This is a genomic window from Catellatospora sp. NPDC049609, from assembly GCF_040675365.1.
In the GTDB taxonomy this organism is placed as follows: Bacteria; Actinomycetota; Actinomycetes; order Mycobacteriales; family Micromonosporaceae; genus Catellatospora.
Window position 1 is genome coordinate 1 of the sequence record NZ_JBFAOU010000104.1, and the last position, 20,464, is coordinate 20,464.

General features: G+C 74.2%; 3 protein-coding genes. All 3 read right to left on the reverse strand.

All coding sequences use genetic code 11. The annotated features are described in order from the left end of the window. Positions 1-108: 108 nt before the first annotated feature. Positions 109-1,689 (reverse strand): right-handed parallel beta-helix repeat-containing protein, encoded by a 1,581-nt coding sequence (locus tag AB0J67_RS25440; protein ID WP_363485958.1) that lies wholly within the window; start codon positions 1,687-1,689, stop codon positions 109-111. Positions 1,690-1,965: 276 nt separating this feature from the next. Next, positions 1,966-12,210, reverse strand: coding sequence for a neuraminidase-like domain-containing protein (locus AB0J67_RS25445; RefSeq protein WP_363485959.1), 10,245 nt, complete (start codon positions 12,208-12,210; stop codon positions 1,966-1,968). 16 nt (positions 12,211-12,226) lie between these two features. Beyond that, positions 12,227-20,290, reverse strand: coding sequence for a SpvB/TcaC N-terminal domain-containing protein (locus tag AB0J67_RS25450; protein ID WP_363485960.1), 8,064 nt, complete (start codon positions 20,288-20,290; stop codon positions 12,227-12,229). Positions 20,291-20,464: the final 174 nt, after the last annotated feature.

The window sequence follows — 20,464 nt, forward strand, 5'->3', positions numbered from 1 at the left end:
CGTCGCCGAGCAGGCGCGAGCCGAAGTCGCGACCCTCCAGCAGCGCCGCGTGCCCGCCCGGCCGCCGATCCCCTCCTGTCGTTCCGCTGGTCACGGGCGGAATGCGGACTAGAAGCGTGCTCCGACGTCGGCGTTGTTGCTCGGGCGCAGGAACGTCGAGGAGGGGATCGACCCGTCGGCGTTGCGCGGGCCGGTGATCGTGGCGGGGTTCGTGCTCTGTAGCGACCAGGTGCCGCCGAGGTCCCACGAGTTCCCCGAGCCGCTGGAGTTCGAGCCGAGCGCGTGGCTGGTGCCGTTGGCCACGGAGAGGTTCCTGGTCAGCGTGCTGTCGGACCGGCTGAAGTTGAACCCGTTGCCCGGGTTGTCCCAGGCGGTGCAGCGCTCGATCAGGTGCTGGCCGGGGTTGTTGTTGTCGATGAACCCGCCGACCGCGTTGTCCCAGGTCATGCTGTTGCGCACGGTGTGGTTGGCGGCGACGGCGTTGCCGCCGAGCTTGAACCCGTTGCCGTCACCGGTGTAGTTGGGCAGGTTCCAGCGGTTGAAGCCGTTGCCCCAGGCGAGGCTGTTCTCCAGCAGGATCGGCGACTGGAACATCCAGTAGTCCAGCCCGTCGTCGGAGTTGTTCCACAGGCGCGCCCCGCGGACCACGTTGCCGCTGCCGGAGCCCTCCTTGATGGCCAGGCCGTCGGCGCTCTCGCCGTTCTTGCGCGGGTCGCGGTTGCCGTAGGCGTCCAGGTTCAGGATCAGGTTGTTGCCCGACGAGCCCTGCAGGTGCAGGCCGCTCTCGTAGTTGTCGCGGGTGACCAGGCGCTCGAAGACGTTGTTGTTGGTGTCCAGGCCGAAGATGCCGTACGGCCCGTTGATGATCTCCAGGCCGATGAGGCGCCACCAGTCGCCCTCGATGTGGATCGCGCCGCGGTCCGCGCGCGGGATGCTGGAGTCCACCGCGCCCGGCGTGTACGGCATGTTCTCGCCGTCGATGATCGCCCGCTCGCCGTTGTAGTTGCGCAGCGTGATGGGCTGGCTGGCGGTGCCGTTCTTGTTGAGCTGGATGTTGGTGCTCGGCGCGTACGTCCCGCCGCGCAGGTAGATGGTGTGACCGGCCTGGGCCAGGTCCACCGCGCGCTGGACGGTCTTCAGCGGCGCGCTCAGCGTGCCGGCGTTCGCGTCGTTGCCGTTGGTCGCCACGTAGAGGGTGTTCGTCGGCGGCGGCGTGGTGCCGCCCGCCTCGAACTCCAGGTAGTCGACGTTCGCCAGGCCGCCGGAGCTGGTGGGGCTGAGCCGGATCGTGTTGCTGCCGGCGTTGACGTTCACGGTCAGGGTCTTGGTGGTCCAGGCATCCCAGGTGCCGGTGCCCTCGAACGAGACGCTCTGCACCGTCGCGCCGTTCACCACGAGGGAGGCGGGCCGGGCCGTGGTGGTGCCGTTGGCGAAGCGGACGCCGAGCGTCGCCGAGCCCGCCGCCGACGCGGTGACGGTGAACTGGACGTAGCCGCCGGTGGAGTTCGTGCCGTTGCAGAACCCGGAGCCGGAGAACCCGGACCAGTTGCTGTCGATGGTGCCGACGCAGACCGCGGGCGAGCTCTCCGCCTCGTGGCGGGTGGGCGCGGCGGCCGCCATGGGTGCGGGCAGCGCGAGCACCGCGCCGACCGACAGGGCGAGGCCTGCCGTGAACGATGTGACTCTCATGTGTCTCCCAAGCTGTCGACGGCGTGCCGCGGGCGCACAGCGGTGCGGCCCGTACACCGCGGGGGCGGGTGACGCGCGAGGGTCCTGGCCCGGAAGGAACCCGGTACGTCGATGCGACCCAGTCTCTGGAAAGCGCTTGCCGGTGGCAAGGGCTGACGTTTGCAGCTTTGTTGCAGTCATTGCGATCGGCCCGCACGAACACGGGCGGGCACCAGGCGCCAGGTGGCGGCCGGATCGACCGGCCGCCACCCGACCAGCACCTCGTCCCGCGGAACCTCAGGCGGACTTGGCGCTGTAGTGGCAGACGAGCAGCAGGTCGTCGAGCTGGTCCAGGGACGCCGCGACGTCACCCGCGGCGACCGTGAGCCGCCACTGCGCCTGCTCGCCGGCCGCCTGCACGGCCACCGGCCCGAGGTCGGCCCGCTGGTGCAGCAGCGGCGGCAGCGGCGACCCGTTCGCCAGCGCCACGTCCTCCTCGCCGGGCTTGGGCGTACGCAGCGCCGGCAGCTTCGTCGGCGTGCCACCCGCGGCGGGCACGCCGAACACGTCCACCGCGCCGACGGTGAGCGCGCTGCTGCGCATCAGCGCCGGGAAGCGGTCCCGGCTCAGCGTGATCAGCTGGGTGTGCGACCCGTCCGCCGCGGCGACGGTCTTCAGCCGGTGCCACTCGCCCGGGAACTCGTGGCGCAGGCTGAACACCCGCGACAGCGGCATCCCCTCGGTGTCGGCGAGCACCTTCTTCCACCGCTCCTTGGCCTTCTGCCGCAGCTGGTCGCCGCCGTCGCGGGCGGTGTAGCGCAGGTGCAGCACGACGTCGGTGACGGTGCTCAGGTCGAAGGCGTTGCAGTCGGGGTCGATCTCGATGCGCCACCGCCCGGCCGCGCCAGCGCCCTCGAACGGCAGGTAGCGCTCGTCGTGGAAGTTCACCTCGAACAGGCCGCTGTCCTGCTGGCCACCGCTGGTGGCGATCTGCTGCACGGCCGCGAAGTCGCGCACGAACCTCGGGTCGTCGCCGTCGGCGTCGCGCTCGTACCTGCCGGCGCGCAGCGCAGGGCTCACCCGGGTCTCGTTGGACAGCATGGTCAGCCGCGCGTTGACCGAGCCGTACGGCCCGACGACCGCCGGCACGGTGATGCTGACCGACTTGATGCGCCGCAGGTAGTGGCCCGGGTGGTCGAGGTCGAACAGCAGCTCCGGCAGGTCGATCTCGCAGCGGCCGGTCTCCCGCAGGGCGATCAGGGCGAGCGGGGCGTGCTGCAGCAGCGAGACGTGCTTGGTCAGCTCGTGGTCGCGGACGTCCTGGTCGGCGTACGCCCGCTGCAGCTGCTGCAGTTGCAGTTGGAGGCGCTCACCGGCGAGCAGCCCCTTGCGCAGGCCGTCCCAGGCACCGGCCTGCACGATGTTGCTGGTGGTCAGGCCGTGCTCGAACCGGTAGCAGCGCTCGGCCTGCTTGGCCAGCTCGTACGCGTGCTGGTACGCCTGGAAGTACAGGCCGCCGAGCTGGCCCTGCAGCCAGGAGTAGAGCTCGGTGCCGGTGTACTTGCCGGTCAGGTGCGCCTGCACCAGCTCGGCCTCGGCGAGCTGCTTCTCGACCTGGCGGCGTTCCAGGACGGTCAGCTCCTTGGCGATCTCCATCGTGGTGACCTGCTTGTCGATGTCGGCCAGTTCCAGCGCGGCCGCGTTGGCGCCGATGGCGTACTCCTGGCCCCGGCGGCGGTAGCCGGCCATCTTGTCGGCGTGCTGGGCGTCGTAGCTGTCCTCGTACGACATCCCCGCCAGGTGCCGCGAGATCGCGGTCAGCGCGGGTCCGATGTGCTTGCCGCCGAACTCGATCTCGGCGCCGACGCCGAAGGGCTCGACGTGCGCGGCGAAGCTGGGGATGTAGTACGACAGGCTGGCGATGATCTCCATGGCGTTGGCGCGCACCTGCCAGTCGCGGGCCGAGTGCGCCTTGCTCAGCTGGTTGATCTCCTCCTGGATGAGGAACACGCCGTCCTGCCGCTGGGTGGCGGGAGCGTAGGAGGCCATGGCCACGACCTGGCCGGGCTCAGGGGTCTTGTCCTCGGCGCCCATCAGCCAGCGGTAGTAGCGCAGCCGCTCGGCGGGCACGTTGCGGGAGTTCTGCAGCGCCGCGAGCCGCGCGTCCGCCTCGTCCTCCTGCTTGCGCCGGGTGTCCAGGGTGGCGTTGAGCACGAGCAGCTCCTGCTCGGCGCGCAGCGCGGCCAGCTCTTCGCCGTCGCGCTGCTCCAGCGCGGCGAGCAGGGACTGGCCGAGACCGCGCAGGGTGGCGCAGGCGTCCAGCGCCCGGCGCAGCACGACCTCGAAGCGGTGCGGCGGCAGCGACGCGTTGGCGTCGGCGACGACGCTGCCCAGGTCGATGCCCTGCGCGGCGGCGCGGACCAGCAGCGCGGGGTCGATGGGCGGTTCGAACAGCGGCAGCTGCCGCACGACGCCGGCCAGGTTCATGCAGTTGCGGATCTTGAACAGCCGGTCGGCGATGGTGTCCCAGTAGCCGAGCAGCTTGTCGTTGGGCGGCACGCAGAAGTACAGGGTGCGGCCCATGCCGAGCAGGCCCGCGGACTCGGGCGCGGCGGTCAGGGTGGCGCTGTTGAGGGTGGGGAAGGCGTTCTCGAACTCGGCCGCGACGTTGCCCAGCGCGTCGAGCCTGCCGCGCATCTGCGCGAACGTCTGCGGCGCGGGCTCCCCGGCGGCGGGCGCCCGCCGCATCGCCGGGCCGCACAGCTCGGCGGCGAGGATGTAGAGGTTGGTGGCCTGGTTGATGCTCTCCATGGTGTCCTGGGCGTAGAGCTTGTCGCCCCAGCCGATCAGCGCGTCGAGGTAGCGCATCACCACGTACTTCTGGTAGGCCGCCGGGCGCATGCGGGCCAGCAGGTGCGGCTGGAACGGGTGGTCCTTCCACTCGGCGATCTGCCGCTTGAGGTCGGCGTCGCCGGAGTTGAGGCGGGCCAGCCACTGCTCGACGGACTCCTTGGGGGTGGTGCGCAGCGGCAGCACCTTCCAGTAGTCGCCGGTGCCGTCGGTGGGGTTGAAGACGTAGTGGTAGAAGCGCAGCGCCTCCTCGTAGCGGTGGTTGTCGGCGAGCATGTCGCCGATCAGCATGGGGATGTCGAAGAACAGCTCGCGCCGGTAGCCGGACTGCGCGCTGCTCCAGTCCAGGCCGGGATTGCCGGGCAGGCCGAAGTCGACGGCGTCCGACGGGTGCGGGGTGGACACCGTCCACGGGTGGGGCCGGTAGCGGTCGGCGAAGCTGGGCTTGAGCACGAGCTGCTGGTTGGCGGGGGTGAGCACGCCGGGCACGCCGTACTGCTGCAGGCGCTTGAGGTAGGCGCAGACGAACGGGTCGAAGAACGTCTGCAGCTCCACCGTGGCCACGACCTTGGGCCGGGCGAAGATCGAGCCGACCCGCTCGATCTCCAGCGCCACCGCGAGTTCCTTGGTGAGCGGCCGGTCGGCGGCCAGCGCCTCGATCCGGGGCAGTGCCTGCGTGAACTCGCCGGTGCCGCCGGTCGCGAACTGCGGCGCGATCAGCGCGGCGCGGGCCAGCGACGCGTTCGCCCCGGCCCAGCTGTTGCCGGCGAGCTCGGCGCCGTGCGCGGCCTCGGCCAGCCACGGCACTTCCGGGATCGCGATGATGTCGGTGCCCTTGGGCGTGAGGTCGAGCTGGGGGTAGATGCGTGCCGGGTCGGCGATGACGCCGCTCAGCGCCGGGGGTGCCAGCCGCAGGCGGCCGAAGTACGCCCGGTCGGCGTCGCCGATGACGAAGTAGCCGCTGTCGGCGTGGACCCAGTGCTCGGTGCCGACACGCATGCCCGGCGCCCGGCCGAGCACCTCGTCGGCGGCCACCGGCTTGCCCTTGGTCAGCGGCTTGACCTGCAGCTTGTCGTCGCGTACGCGCAGCAGCACGCCGCGGTTGAGCCAGGTCTGGTCCATCCGGGTGTCGGCGGTCATCCGGCCGTGGCAGCCGTCGAGCACGAACGTGCCCAGCGAGTACGTGTAGGCCTGGTTGCCGTCGGCGGCGAGCACGCCGTCCTCGGTGATGATCACCGGGGGCTTGTGGCTGACCTTCTTCTCGTCGTCGGCCCAGATCAGGTCACGGCCGGCGATGCACAGCACCCGCAGCCGGTCGCCCTCGATCCGGGTCTCCAGCCGCTCGATGATCCCCGGGGCCGTGGCCCTGCCCTGCGGGCTGGTGCCCGGTCCGGCGGTGGGGTCGTAGTCGTCGACCAGGATGTCGCCGCCGTCGGTGACATGCTTGGGACCCCACGCCCCGTCGCGGTACTCCGACCAGGCGAGCTGGACCTCCTGGTAGTACTGCTGCGGCTGGGCGGACTTGGCGCCGGTGGCGGCCGGCTTGGTCTTGGTGGTGAGCTGGGCCCAGAACAGGTACAGCCGCCGGTTGAAGGTGACCGCGGTGACCAGGTCGCCGCGCACGTCCACGGGCACCTGCTCCCACGGCGTCCACTTCGCGGTGCCGCCCGCGGTGACGACGTGGCGGCGGTAGTAGTACACCTGCGGGGTGTTCGCGGTGCGGCCGAACAGGTGCACGACGGTCTGCAGCTTCTCGGCGGGTTCGAAGTCGTGCTGCACGTGCACGGCGGTGACGTCGAGTTTCGCGACCGTGTCGAGCTTGCCGAGGTATCCGGCCACGGCCCGCTCGGCGCCGGACTCGGTCAGATCCTCGCTGAGCAGCGCGCCTTCGAGGTCCTTGAAGAACGGGGACTTGTCGTCGCGCAGCTGCGGCAGGATCCAGTTCTCGGGGTAGAGCAGCACCTTGCGGTTGGCCTCCCACACCCGGTAGTTCTGCATCCACCGCCAGTGCCCGGCGTCGACCGCGCTCGCCGCGACGGCCGGTGACTCGTGGTTGAGCAGGACGCGCTGGATGAACAGCTGCACCGAGGAGATCGCCTGCTTGATCCGGGAGGTGCGCATGCACGGGCTCATCTCGACGTCGATGAGCAGCTGCTGGTAGAGCCCGTTGGCGTCGCGCACGCCCAGGCGCGGAGCCAGGTAGGCGACCAGGGCGGCGCGGCGGCGGTCGCGCTGGGCGTCGCTGAGCGCGGTGGCGACGTCGAGCCAGGCGGTCTCGTCGTAGCGGGCCTTGACCGCGCGGCGGGTGTCGTCGGCGACGGCCTGCCCGGTCGGACCGTGCGCCCAGCCGGCGGCCACGGCCGTGGGCACCCCGAGGGTGGTCACGACGGTGGCGGCGTCGAGCAGCCGCTCGGCCGTGGCCGGGTCGCGCAGCGCGGGCAGCGCCAGGCCCAGCCCGGTCGGGTCCATCAGGTCGGTGATGGTGGCGGCGGGCACCCCGGCGGCGTCGGCGAGCGCGGCGGCGGCCTGCTCGTCGGTGGTCGCCGACCAGAGCCAGGCCAGCGCCCCGTCGGGCTGGCCGGGGCGGGAGCGGGCGCGGGCGTACGCGCCGATCGCCTGCGCGGCCGGGAAGTCCAGCAGGCGCTTGCCGTCGGCGCGCAGCGTCACCACCTCGGTGACCAGGACGCGCAGGTCGGCACCGGGCAGCCGGTGGCCCTCGGCGAGCACCTGGACGCGGGTGAGCAGCTCGTACGCCTGCCGCGCCGGATCGGTGACGCCGGGTGCGGCGGCCAGGTCGAGCAGGTCGGTGATGAGCGGGGTGCCGGGGACGGTGCCGCGCAGCGCCGGGCCGCCCGCGGTGCGCCGCCCTTCGAGCAGCAGCGCGACGGTGGCCGTGTCGGGCAGCACCGCGAGCATCGTCTGCCGGATCAGGGCCCGCTGCTCGCGGTCGCGCACGACGGGCAGCGCGGCGTCGAGCAGCAGCCGCAGCCGGGCGGTGACGGCGGCTTCCCGCTGGCCGGGGTCGTCGGGCAGCGGCGTGGCCGGCAGCGTCGCCGGGGCGGTGACCCCGGCGGCGGCCAGCGCGGTGGCGAGGTCGGCGAGCACGGCGCGGGGCGCGGCGTGCAGGGTGTCGGCGGCGGCGGCCCAGCCGGCGTCGGCGGTGAACGACTTGAGCTCGTCGCGTTCGGTGTCGGTGAGCGCGCCGACGACGGTGACGGTGCGGTCCTGCGGGCTGTACCGCAGCCGGGCGGCCCACCCGGCGGGGATCGCGGGCGCGGGTGCGGGTGGTGCGGGCAGCGTCGCGACGGCCTGGTCGTGGCCGGTCAGGATCGCCACGGCCGCGTCGGCGAGCGGGGCGGGGACCTGCAGCGCGGCCAGGGCGCGGCGGGTCAGCCCACCGTCGCGTTCGGTCGCGGGGTCGAGCTCGGCGGCGACGGTACGCAGCCCGTCGCGCAGCGCGGCGAGGACCCGGTCGCGTCCGGGGTCGGCGTCCGGGGTGGACAGATCGGCCAGCACGTCGGCCAACTGGGCCGGGTTGAGGTCGCCACGGTGCAGCCGCCGCACCTCCCGCACGAGGGTGCGGGCGGCCCAGTCGCCGGTGCCGGGGGCGGTGAACGGGTCCACGCCACTCAGCGTGATCATCGTGATCAGGTCGCGGACGTTCAGCTCCAGGGCGCGGGCCAGGGTCACGTGCCGGAACATGGCGCTGACCGCGGCGGTGTCCAGCGGTGTGGTGTCGTCGGAAAGGCCCAGGTGGGCGCGCAGCGCGGTGAGGTCGGCGGCGCCGGCGCGCATCCCGGCCTGCAGGGTGGGCAGGTGGTCGCCGACGGTCGCGCCGGGCAGCACGTCACCGCGCCAGTCCGGGTCGAACGCGGGGTCCAGCCGCAGCAGGGCCCGGTTGCGCAGGCGGCGGTGGTAGAGCGAGCCGGGCCGGGTCGGGTCGAGGTCGGCCCACAGCAGCACGGCCTGCGCCACGGTGAGGTCGAGGGCGCGGGCCAGCTCGGCGACGTGCGCGACGGCGGTGACGGCGGCCGCGTCGAGGTCGGCGGCGCCCAGCGCGGTCAGCGCGAGGTCGAGGTCGTCGAGCTCCCAGCCGGTGGCCCGCCACAGCCGGATCAGCCGGTCGAGGCGGACCCACTCGTCGTCGGTGAGCCAGGGGTCGTCGTCGGCCCAGTGGCGCACGGTGACGGCGTCGACGGCACGGTCGAGCGGCCCGTCGACCAGGATCGTCGCGCGGACGCGGTCCCAGGCGGATCCGGCGAGGTGCGCGGCGGCCCAGTCGGTGAACTCGCCGACGGTGCGCCCGGCGGCGGTGAGCGCGGCGGTCAGCGTGGGGCTGGGGTCGACCAGCCCGCCGGTGACGAACGCGATCAGGTCGGCGCCGGGCAGGTGCAGGCCCTGCACGGTCTCGAACGCGTGCTGGGCCGGGTTCAGGAACCGGGTGCGCAGCAGCGCCAGCAGCTCGTCGTAGTCGATCCCGGCCCGCTCCAGCAGCAGCGGCGTGTGCGGCAGCAGGCTCACCGCGTACGACGGGCCGTGCGCGGACAGGGCCTGCCAGGTGGCGGCGTCGGCGTGGCCGGTGGCGGGCAGCGCGTTGGCGGTCTGGAACGCGGTGACGGCGGCGGTCACGGGGGCGTCGAAGCGTTCGAGCGCGGGGTTCGTGCCCACGGTCAGCGCCGCGCCGGACGCGGCGAGCTTGCGCCGCAGCGTCCACACCCACCAGCCGCTCTCCCCGGCGGCCAGCGGCGGCGGGGTGACCGCGGTGAACCCGAAGCGCTCGTCGGCGGCCACCGCGGCGGCGGGCGCACCGGCCAGGTCCACGCCGGTGATCAGCTCGAACGTGGCCGGGGCCAGGCCGAGGCGCTCGGCCGCCAGGGCGTGCGCGGGCACGCCGTCGGCGAACGTCTCCAGCAGGCTCGCCCGGGGCACGCCGAGGTGGTCGAGGTGGGCGCGGGCGGCGCTGAGCGCGGCGTCGAACGGCAGGCCGTGCGGGTACGCCGCGCGGTCGAGCCGGGCGCGGGCCGGGGCGGGCGGGGTGAGGTACGCGGCCCAGTCGGTGTGCTGCGGGGCGGCCGACAGCTCGGCGGCGGTCGCGCCGTCGGTGTCGTACGCCGGGATCGCCGCCGGGTCGAGGGAGACGACCAGGCTCTCCAGGATCTCGTTGACGAGGTCGACGTAGGGGATCGTGGTGTTGGTGTTCTCGCACGTCAGCGGGATCCCGGCGAGGTCGGGCCGGCGCGCCAGCAGCACGTCGAGCGGCCGCTGCCCGGACCCGTTCGGCGTCGCCGTGTCCAGCATGTTCAGCAGGTCCACCAGGTACGCCGCCGGGCTGTACACCGACCGGCAGTGGTCGCACTCGCACCAGCTGACGTCACCGAACAGGCCGCTCCACGTCGGCAGGTGGGCGGCCACGCTCTGGTCGATCCCGGCAGCGGCCACGACCCGGTCGCCGCCCTGCAGCGCCGCGAGGTCCACGCCCAGCCGGGCGTCGACGAGGTTCACGTACGTGGCGAGCATCGCCGTCGCGGTGTGCTGCGCCTTGCTGTGGATCATCATGGCCTGCGGGGCGTCCAGGTCGGACGCGTGCGCCAGGAACGTCTGCTGCGGCAGCTGCGCGATGTCGAACGCCGACCGGTACTGCTGCGCGAGCAGCCAGTCCATCGCGGCGGGCCCGGTGCTGACCCGGTAGAGCCGCTGCGTGCGGTGCAGCTCGGGCACCAGCGCGGCGCGGGTCGGCTCGTCGATGCCGTCGAACAGCACGTCGGCGTGCTCGGCCAGGAATGGTTCGAGCCGGGTCGTGCCGATGTCGAACGCGGCCCCGCGGCCGCGCACCTGCTCCCCGGTGGCGCGGGCGAGCACGGTGGGCAGGGCGTCGCGCACGGCCGCGCCGCCCACCGCGTCGGCGGGCGCGGCGGCCAGCGACCGGGCCACCGACGCCGTCGGGAACGCCAGGTGCACCTGCCCGAGCAGGCCGGCGGCGTACACCGCGGCGCGCTCGCCCTCGTCCGTGCCCGCCGCGGCGGCCTCGGGCAGCCCGACGCGGGCCACGATCTCGGTCAGCTCGTCGTGCCGCAGGTCGAGCAGCGCCTCGGCCGAGCCGATGCCGCGCTCGCGCTGCAGGGCCGCCATCAGCGGCAGGTGCCGGTCGGTCAGCGCGTCGAGCTGCAGCGCGAACTGCGCCCGCTCGACCGTGCCCGGCTCGGCGAACGCCGGATCGGCGCGCAGCTCCTGCCACATCGCCGCCGGGTCGCCGCCGCGCCCGGCCGCGGCCCGCAGCAGGGCCCGCTGCGCCTGGGCGTCGGGCAGCGCGTCGGCCAGCACCGGCCCGTACGCGGGCCCGCCGGTGCCGGTCAGCAGCAGGTCGGGGGACAGGGCGAGGATGAGCGCGACCGCCGCGTCGAGCACCTCCTCGGGCTGCTCGGCGATGATCTGCCGCTCGATCGACTGCCGCAGGCCGGTGTGCAGCTCCTCGCGCCCGGCCAGGGTGAGCCGGGGCAGGTCGGCCAGGTGCCGGTCGCACCGGGCCAGACCGTAGAGCAGCTGCGCGTCGAGCTGCCCGTCGAACGACCGCTCGGCGAGCCGGTGCGCCTGCGCCAGCAGCCCGATCAGGGTGCGGTCGGCGCCGGTCTCCCGGGCGGCGAAGCTGACGTCGCGGTGCCTCTCCTCGTCCAGCTCGGCCGGGGAACGGCCCTCCAGCAGCGGCTCCAGCGCGGCCATGAGCCGGGCGAACTCGGTGCCGTCGGCGGGCACCCGCGCGGTCAGGGTGAGCGCCAGCTCCTCGTCGGGGCGGGCCGGGATGCCCAGCACCAGGTCGTCGGCGGTGAGCGGGGCCAGCGCCCGGTGGCCGCCGAACACTCGGTGCACGGTCGCGGTCACCCGGCTCCGGCCGGCCGCCAGCTCGAGCACCAGGTCGGCCTCGCCGCCGCCGCGGCCCTCGCCGCGCCGGAACGCCGACCCGCGGTAGGCGATCCGGAACGTGCCGTCGGCGCCGGTCTCGGCCTCGCCGAGCAGGTCGCGGCGCGCGCCGAGGTCGCGGTCGAAGGCGCGCACGGTGAGCCCGGCGACCGGCCGCCCGCCCGGCTCGCGCACGGTGCCGCGGACCGTGTACTCGCCGTCGTCCTCGGGCGGCGCGGCGCCCGCCACCAGGTCGATGCGCTCGCGGGGGCCCGGCTCGGACAGCGGCGTCGAGCTGGCGATCACCGCCCCGTTCGCGTCGTACGCGAACAGGACCAGGTCCAGCCGCTCGTCGGGCTGCTCGACGCCCGGCCCGGCCACCGCGTAGTGGCGCGGGTCGTAGCGCATCCGGTAGGCGCCCTCGGCGTCGGTGGTGGCCTCGGCCAGCAGCGCCCCGTCGACGAAGTCCACATCGAACGCGAACACCAGCCGCGCCGCCATGCCCATCCCGACGGCGTCGGTCAGCCGCCCCTCCACCACCTGGAACACGCCCAGCTCGACGAGCAGCGTGTTGAAGCGCTCGGCGCTGTCCCGGTCGAGCACCCCGGGATCGGGCGCGCGCCAGCCGTGCTGCGCCTGCAGCCGGGCCACCGCGTCGCGGGTGCCGTCGCCGTACTCGGCACGCGCGCGTTCTTCGGCGCCGACCGGCTCGCCGAACCCGACCGCGTCCAGGGCACGGTGCAGGTCGGTGATGAACTCGCCGGTCTCGCCGGGGGACTGTGAGGTGAGTGCGCGCATCAGCCGGGCCCGTCTGTCAGGGGGTGTAGGTCGGGTAGAGGCCCCAGTACGTGCCGGGTGCCGCCTTGTACACGTGCGTGTAGTAGCCACCCTGGGTGGTGACCTGGAACTCCATCCCCGCGAACGGGGTGCCGGGGGCGCCGACGAAGTCGGGTCCGCCACGGGGGAACGGCCGGATGTCGCCGGTGTGGATGAGCAGCCCGGTCGGTGCGGCGCCCCTGGCCAGCGCCCGCTCGACCGCGTGGCCGTAGGCCAGCCGCTGGCCCCACAGGCCCTGCATGGCCCAGTCCCGCTCGTAGGGCTCCATGTACTGCCCGGCCAGCACGGGATTGTTGCGCAGCCGGGCGTCGACCCGGTCGGTCGCGCCCTGGAAGACCTCCTGGACCGGCCGGTCGGGCACCTGCTGCCCGGGCAGGTTGTTCAGGTGGACCTTGCCGTCGCCCTCGCGGCGGTACGGCGGGGGAGTGCCGCCGCCCGAGCCACCGTTACCCCCGCCACCGCCACCGCCGCCGCCACCGCCGCCACCACCGCCGCCACCACCGCCGCTGCCTGACCCGCCGCCCTTGGCGCCCATCCTGCTGATGCCGGCGCCGACGAACAGGCCGGACATCACCACGTTGTCGACGGAGTTCCCCAGATTGATCATCTTGGTGGCCTCCTTCGCGTCGGCACCCAGCGCGACGGCGGCGACGCCGTACAGCGAACCGACGATGGTCGGCTGCTGGATGTTGGCGATCCGTTCACCCAGCTCGATGTTCTCCAGATCCTCGGCGGTGCCGACCCGGCCGCCCGCTCCCATGTAGAGCGTCTTGTCCTCGGGGATCACGATCGGCTCCGGCGGCGGGATCAGCGCGTCGGCGAGCACGCCGTACTCGATCGCGCCGACGCCGTACTTGTCCTGGAAGTCGCGCGGGGACATGTTCTTGATGTCCTTGGCCACGCGCTCCTTCGTGATCGGCTTGTTGGGCGTGATCACGTCCTTCTTGGTGGCCTTGAACTTCATCGCGACGCGGTCGGCCTGGTGCGCGCCGACGTCGACCCACAGCTCGGTCAGCTGCGCCGAGTCGCGGATCGTCAGGCCCTTGTCCTGGTCGTAGTAGTAGTTCGCGTTCGGGTCCTCGGTCTCGACCTTCTCGAACCCGGCGGTGCCGCCGGGGTCGGTGCAGGAGACCGGCCGGTTGTGCGCGTACGCCCAGACGTTGACGCCGTCGCCGAGCCCGATCGGGTCCGCGGCGGTCCACCGGCCCAGCCACGGCGCGTAGTAACGCGCGCCGTGGTAGGCGAAGCCGGTCTCCTCGTCGCGCTCCTTGCCGGTGAACCGGTAGCGCTTCAGGCTCACCTCCGCCCCGGCCGCCCCGGCCTGCAACGCCGTCGTGCCGAACGGGTGGTACTCCTCGTACGAGATGAGCCCGCCGACCGCGTCCAGCTCCAGGCAGGCCGAGCCAAGCAGGTCGCCGACCTGGTAGCGCAGCACCGCGGCGGGCGCGGGCACGGCCGCCCCGTCGGCGACGGTCTGCGTCTCCACCAGCGCCACCGGCTGCGCCCCGTCGAGCACGTGCAGTGTGGTGCGCTCCAGCGACACCTGCCCGTTGACGAACTCGCGGTAGCGCTCGAACCCGGAGGCGTAGACGCGCTCGCTGCGCACCACCCCGTCGCGCTCGATCACCTTGCGCACCCGGTTGCCGGCCCCGTCGTAGACGTAGTACGCGACCCCGCCGCCGCCCAGGTCGACCCGGCGCAGCCGGTGCGCGTGGTCCCAGCCCAGGCCCAGCGAGTTGACCGCCGTCATCATCCCGCCGGCGTCCTGCCCGCCCTCGTGGTAGCGGTAGGTCTCGGTGAACCCGCCGAGCGTGCTGCGGCTGAGCCGGTTGCCGTCGCGGGCCGGTTCGAGCAGGCTGCGCTCCTCGTACTCGTAGTCGCGTACCCAGGTGGTGGTGCCCGCGACGTGGCGCAGCCGGGTCAGGTTGTCGACCGGGTCGTACTCGTAGTGCTCCACGTAGGAGCGCAGCGCCCGCAGGTCGTTGGGGTGCACCCGCGCGCCGACGAACGGCAGGTCGCGGCGGCCGTCGCCGGACGGCGGCGCCGGATCCAGCGCCACCTGCCCCACCTGCTCGCGCCCGCTCGCCGCCACCAGGCGGTACGCCGCGTCGTAGGTGTACTCGCGCAGCGGCTCCACCCGCCGGTTGTCGAAGAACACCGACGCCAGGGCGGTGTCGTCGACGCGCAGCAGGTTGCCGACCGGGTCGTAGCCGTAGCGCACGTCCTGCACCACCGCCGCGTCGGTGAACAGCAGCGACGCGGCCGTGTCCGCGGTCGCGGGCCGGGTGGTGCGCCGCCGGGCGAGCTTCGCGGTGACCGGGTCGTACTCCTGCCGGGTGGTCACCCCGTTGCCGTAGGCGATCTCCACCCGGCGGCAGCGCGCGTCGTAGTCGACGTCGCGCAGGTACGCGCTCGCCCCGGCCGCGCCGCGGTGCCGCACGTCGACCCGTTCCAGCAGCCCGGCCTCGTTGTAGCCGGGCAGCACCACGCTGCCGTCGGGCGCGGTCACCGCGACGGCCTCGTTGCGCGCGTTGTACACGGTGGCGGTCGTCATCGGCTCGTCGAGCGCGGGCGGCACGGGCGCGCCCCAGTCCGGGTCGGCGGCGTACCCGATGACCAGGCGGCGGCTGCCGCGCAGCAGGTTGCCCTTGAAGTCGTAGGCCTGCGCCTGCCCGGTGGCCGGGTCGGTGCCCAGGTTGGTCACCACGCCGCCGCTGTCGTACTGCTGGTAGACGTGGGTGAGCAGGTTCAGCTCGCGCGCCTGCGCACGGGTCAGGCCGGTCGCGGGGTCGTCGCCGTACACGGTGCGCGCGACCATGATCTCCTGACCGGGTGCGGCCCCCGTCGCGCCGGTGACATGCCTGCTCACCGGGCGGCGTAGCGCGTCGTACACACCGCGCGCGGACCGCCCGCGCCCGTCCCAGGACCGGATCAGATGGCCGGAGACGTCGTTCAGCTGCCAGGACTCGCCCGCGTCGGCGCCGGCCTGGTGGATGAGGCCGCCCAGCATGTCGTAGGTGTAGCGGGCCGCGGTGCGGCCCAGCCCGTCCACCACCGCGCGCTGCAGCCCGCCGCCGTCGACGACGCTGCGGGTCACCACGACCTCCTCGATCGTGGCGCCGCCCCGCTCGAACCGGTTGTAGACCACCGTGCGCACGGCCCGCCCGGCGGGATCGACCCGCACCATGCCGGGCGTGTCGGCGTGCGCGGCGGCCTTGCGGGCCGCGTCGCGCTCCGCCGGGCCGAGCTGCCCGCCGGAGCGCCGCTGGTGCCAGGTCTGCCAGCCCGGCGGCTGCGCGGCGAAGTATCCCGCGACGTGCCCGGCGATGTCGGGATCGGTGCGCGGGTCGCCGAGCACCGTGTCGTTGGCGTCGTAGGTCGCCTGCTGCCACGGGTCGAAGACCACCTTGCCGTAGCCGTGGTCGGCGGACAGGGTGGCGATCACCCGGGCCAGCGGGTCGTACACCAGCACCGGGCTCACCCCGGTCTCGACCAGCTCCGGTTCGGACTCGAACAGCGGCGTCGCGCTGAAGAACGGCTCGTAGCGGCGTACCGGCTTGGCCTTGTTGTTGAACACCGTCCGGCCGGTGCCGACCCAGCGCCGGGCCACCTCGCCGAGCAGGGGCGCGCCGTCGCCGTCGCGGCGCAGCGCCCCGGGCAGCACGTCACCGGACGGCGTCACCGAAGCCGTCTCGCGCAGCGGGGCCGGGCCCGCCTCCGCCTGGATCTTGCGCTGGATCTCGCGGCCGAACCCGTCGGAGAAGGTCAGGCTGATCCCGATCGGGCCGGAGTTGCCGCCCGGGTCGGCCGCGTGCACCTGCCGGGACAGGCCCACCGCCACCGCGGGCTGCCCGCACCGGGCGAACCGGTGCACGTCGTACACAGTCCGGGTGGTGGCCTGCCCGAGCATCGCCGCCGCGCCCGCGTGCGGGTCCGCGGCCAGCGCCCGCAGCGCGGCCGGCGCCGGATCCGGGTCGAACCCGGTCACGTCGTCCCCGGCGAGCTGCCCCGCCTTGCCCTGCACCGCCGACGCGGCGACCATGCCGAGCGCGTCGAACACGGCCACCGTGCGGTTGCCGTTGGGGTCGGTGACCCGCCACGGCTGCAGCACCCGGTAGTCGTTGGCGGCGGTCCACACCTGCCCGGCCGCGTCCTGCGTGGAGGTCACCAGCAGGTCCGCGTCGTCGTAGCCGGTCAGCGTGACCTGCCCGAACGGGTCGACGTGCTGGCAGGGCAGGAAGAAGTGCGCCCGCGCGCGGGCCAGCTCGGCCGCCGCGGTGACCGCCGGGGCGGCCGGGTCGGCGGCCGGGCTGAGCAGCACCCGCCCCGACGGCACCCACCAGCCGCCGTCCATGGCGACATAGCCGCCCTGGTCGCCGCCCTGCCCGGTGAGCACGGCCGGGTCGGGCACCAGCGCCACCGCCGGACCGCCGCCCGCGGGGGTACGCGCGTACGCCTGCGCGAGCAGGCCCTCGGTCAGCGCCAGCGTGTAGGTCTCGTGCACCAGCGCGCGCGACTGCACGACGCCCAGCGGCAGCGGCCCGGTCAGGTCGTCGCCGCGGTACACCGTGCGCATCCGGGTCAGCGGACGCAGCATCGGCACGTCCGGCGGCGCGCCCCGCCAGTCCCAGCGCTCGAACGGCCACACCCGCTGCGGCGCCGGCGCGTCCGCGCCCACCGGGAACAGCTCCTCGACCAGCGCGATCAGCGTCGCGTAGGGCAGCGGCAGCACCCGCGTGTCCTCGATGCGCGGCTGCGGACCGCCGACCACCTCGTAGGTGGCCGCCTCGACGGGCAGCGCGATCCGGTGCCAGTCGTCCCCGGCGTGGTTCGCGACGCGGGTGGCCCGCAGCAGCAGGTGCGTGGCCTGCTGTTCGGGCAGGTCCACCCCGGGCAGCGGCCGCCGCCGGTACGCGACCGCGAGGGTGCGCAGCACCGTGCCGTACGCGTCGACCGCGACGGTCACCGTGTGCGTCATCCGGGGATCGGCCCGCCGCCGCCCGGCCACCTCGACGAGCACCCGCTCGTAGTTCAGGTCGAGCTGCTCGCGCGGGTGCACCGAGAACGCCGCGCACCGGTCCCCGTCGCCGCGCTGCAGCAGCTCCACGGTGTAGTTGCGCTCCGACACCGTGTACGGCCGGTCCTGCGCCTCGCCGCCGTCGAGGGCGTACACCTCCTGGCGCAGCAGGCTGCCGCGCAGTGCACGCGCCGCCTCCCGGCACTCGCGCGGCGACAGCGTCACCGGCGTGCGTCCCGCCGGCCCGAGCAGCGCCGACGGCAGCACCGTGTCGTCTAGCAGCAGCGCGGCGGCGTCCGGGTCGCCCAGCCCGGCGTCGTCCTCGCTCGCGTCGCCCTCGCGCCAGTAGTCGCGGGCGTAGCGGCGGGCCAGGCTCGGGCCCTCGTACCAGGCGCCGGTGTGGTACCAGGTCCGGGTCAGCGCGGGCGGCAGGTCTGAGGTGCGGTCGTGGTTGGACGCCGGGCCGCCCACCGACGGGATGACCACGTCGTCCCACTGCTCGACCATGCCGAAGCCGCGGAACTCGCGCTCGTCGCCGTCGTAGTGGCCGTGGTGGTAGGCGTAGCGGGTGGTGAACCGGTTGCCGCTGATCCCGTCGGAGGTCTGCACCTGCGAGACGACCTGCACCGGGAACGGCAGCCGGGTCGCCCACGGCCGCCCGTCGCGGGCGTCGCGCAGCGCGAACACGGTCGACGGCGTGTACCGCACGTCGGTGCGCGCGCCGAGGTTGTTGACGATCGCGGTGAGCAGGTGCGGCTTGGCGTCCATCAGCGGCAGGTACCGCAGGTGCCGGCCGGCGTCGCCGGGCAGCGCCGACGACCAGGTCAGGCACGCCGTGCCGGTGCCGAGCAGGTCCACCACCTGGACCTCGGCCGCCGCGTCCGTGCCGGGGAAGCCGTCGAGGCGGTGCGGCTCGCTCCAGGAGTTGCCGGACCGGTTGAGGAACAGCCGCGCGCCGTCGGGCGCGAGGTAGACCAGGTCGGTCGGGCCGGTGCCGTCCAGATCGGCCAGGCGCAGCCGCGCCGGGTCGAACCGCTCCGGCGTGTCGAACCACGGTGCGCCGTCCATCACGACCTTCGCCCCGAACCTGCCGTGGCCCAGGTTCGGCCAGTAGCAGACCTCGCCATTGCGGACACGCACCAGGTCGGTCAGCCCGTCGCCGGACATGTCCGCCAGGAACACGGTCTGCGTGGCCTCGGCGAACACCAGCCGCGGCCCGCCCTCGCCGGTCACCGGCACGCGCACCGCCGGGCCGAACCCGTCCTCGCCGAGCGACGGATACCAGGTGAACGCATCGCCCTCGGCGATCACCACGTCGGCGCGGCCGTCGCCGCTCAGGTCGAGCAGCCGCACCCGCGGATCGTCCACGTCGACCAGCGGCCAGGAGGTGAACGGCCGGAACCCGGCCCAGCCCGCGTCACCGTCGGCCAGGGCGTGGTCGTCGAGGCCGACGGCCGCGACGTCGCCGGGAATGCGGCGCTCCCAGAAGCCACGCACCGCATCGTCCAGCACGACCAGGTCGGCACGGCCGTCCCCGGCCAGATCCAGCCAGCGCGCGCCCGCGCTGAGACTCGCCGCCGGGCGCGGCGCCACGGGCCACGGCGCGGCGAACGCGGCCCGTTCCGCCAGCGGGCTGAGGTTGCGCCGGAACCACCAGGCCGAGCCCTCCTCGGTGAGCAGCCCGGCGACGCCGTCCCCGGCCAGGTCCAGCCAGTGCGACTCGTGCAGCCCCGACGGCAGGTGCGCCAGGGTGTCCGGGTCCACCGCGCTGCTCGCCCGCGCGGCCAGCTGCGCCGCGTCCGGCGCGGGGGAGTAGGTCAGGTCCAGCGGCGGCATCGCGACCCGCAGGTAGCGGTCCGGCGCGTCGGCGGTCGGCTGCGCCCGGTAGCCCGCCGTCTCCACGCGCACCAGCCGGGACGCCACCGGGCTCTCGTCGTAGGTCAGGTCGGTCGAGCGCACCAGGCAGTCGGCCCGCCCCAGCTCGTGCGGGAACCGGTGGAACATCAGCACCCGGCGGCACAGCCGGTGCGTGCGGATCTCGAAGCCGGACCGGTACGACGACGTCGCGTCCGGCCGGGCCGGCCACGTGCCGGCGGCGCTCGCGCGGGCGCTGACGAAGTCGCGCTGGTCCGGGCCGGACGGCAGGGGCGTGACGTGCCCCTGGCCGTAGTCGAGGACCACCTCGAACAGCCACGTGTCGTCGGGCAGCTCGCGCGGGTCGCGCACGCGGCCGTCGCCGTCCAGCGCGGGCGTCCGGTTGCCGTAGCGGACGGTGCGCAGGTAGCGCCCGGCCGGACGCTGCCGCCCGGCCTCGCTGACCTGCCCGGCCGGCACGTTCCCGGCGTCCTCGGCGGCGTACTCGTACACGATCGCGTTGCCGGTGTCCTCCTGCGCGTAGGAGACCAGCCACGAGTAGACGCGGGCCGGGTCGGCGGGGTCGGCGATGCGGGCGGCCGCGTCCCGGCCGAACACGGTGACCAGGTTCGCGCCGGACACGGTCCGCCAGAACACGTCCGCCGGGTCGGTCAGGCTGCTCCACCGCTCGACGCGGGCGTACGCCCCCTCCACCCGGGGCCGGTAGCGGCGCACCCGGTAGCCGTCGCGCACCTGCTCGGCGATGACTCCGGTGGCGTCCACCACCGGCACCAGGTCCTCGTCCCCGGCGAGCTGGAAGGTGTCGGCGTCGGGCCGCTCCCCGTGCCCGTCGCGGTAGGTCGGCAGCCCCCGGTCGGTGCGCCGGGTGATCGCGGGCACGGACAGCTGCCAGCCCAGCCCGAACGGGCCGTTGCCCGCGCCGGAGTCGTACGCCAGCGCGAGCTGCGGGCCCAGCCCGCCGCGGCCGGGGCTGACCGGCACCGGGATGCTCAGCGAGCCGGTGCCGGTGACCGGGTTGGCGGCGAACGTCTCGCCCATGCCCCGGATCGCGCCGCCGGCGCGGGGCAGCGACAGCGTCGGAGCCGTGCTCGTGGTCGGGGCAGGGGCGGCCGTCGCCGCGCCGTCGCCCGGCAGGGAAGCGCTCGCCACGACCGGCTCCTTCCGACGGGCGGGCGCCGCACTGCTGCGGGCCGCAGGCCACGGTCACGATGACGCTGCGATTGTGTCCGCCCCACCGACGAGAGTCGATCTACAGTCGGATACCTGCTATTCGGATGTACGCGCGGTGTGCCGGTTCACCAGATCTGGGCGAAGCAGCCGACG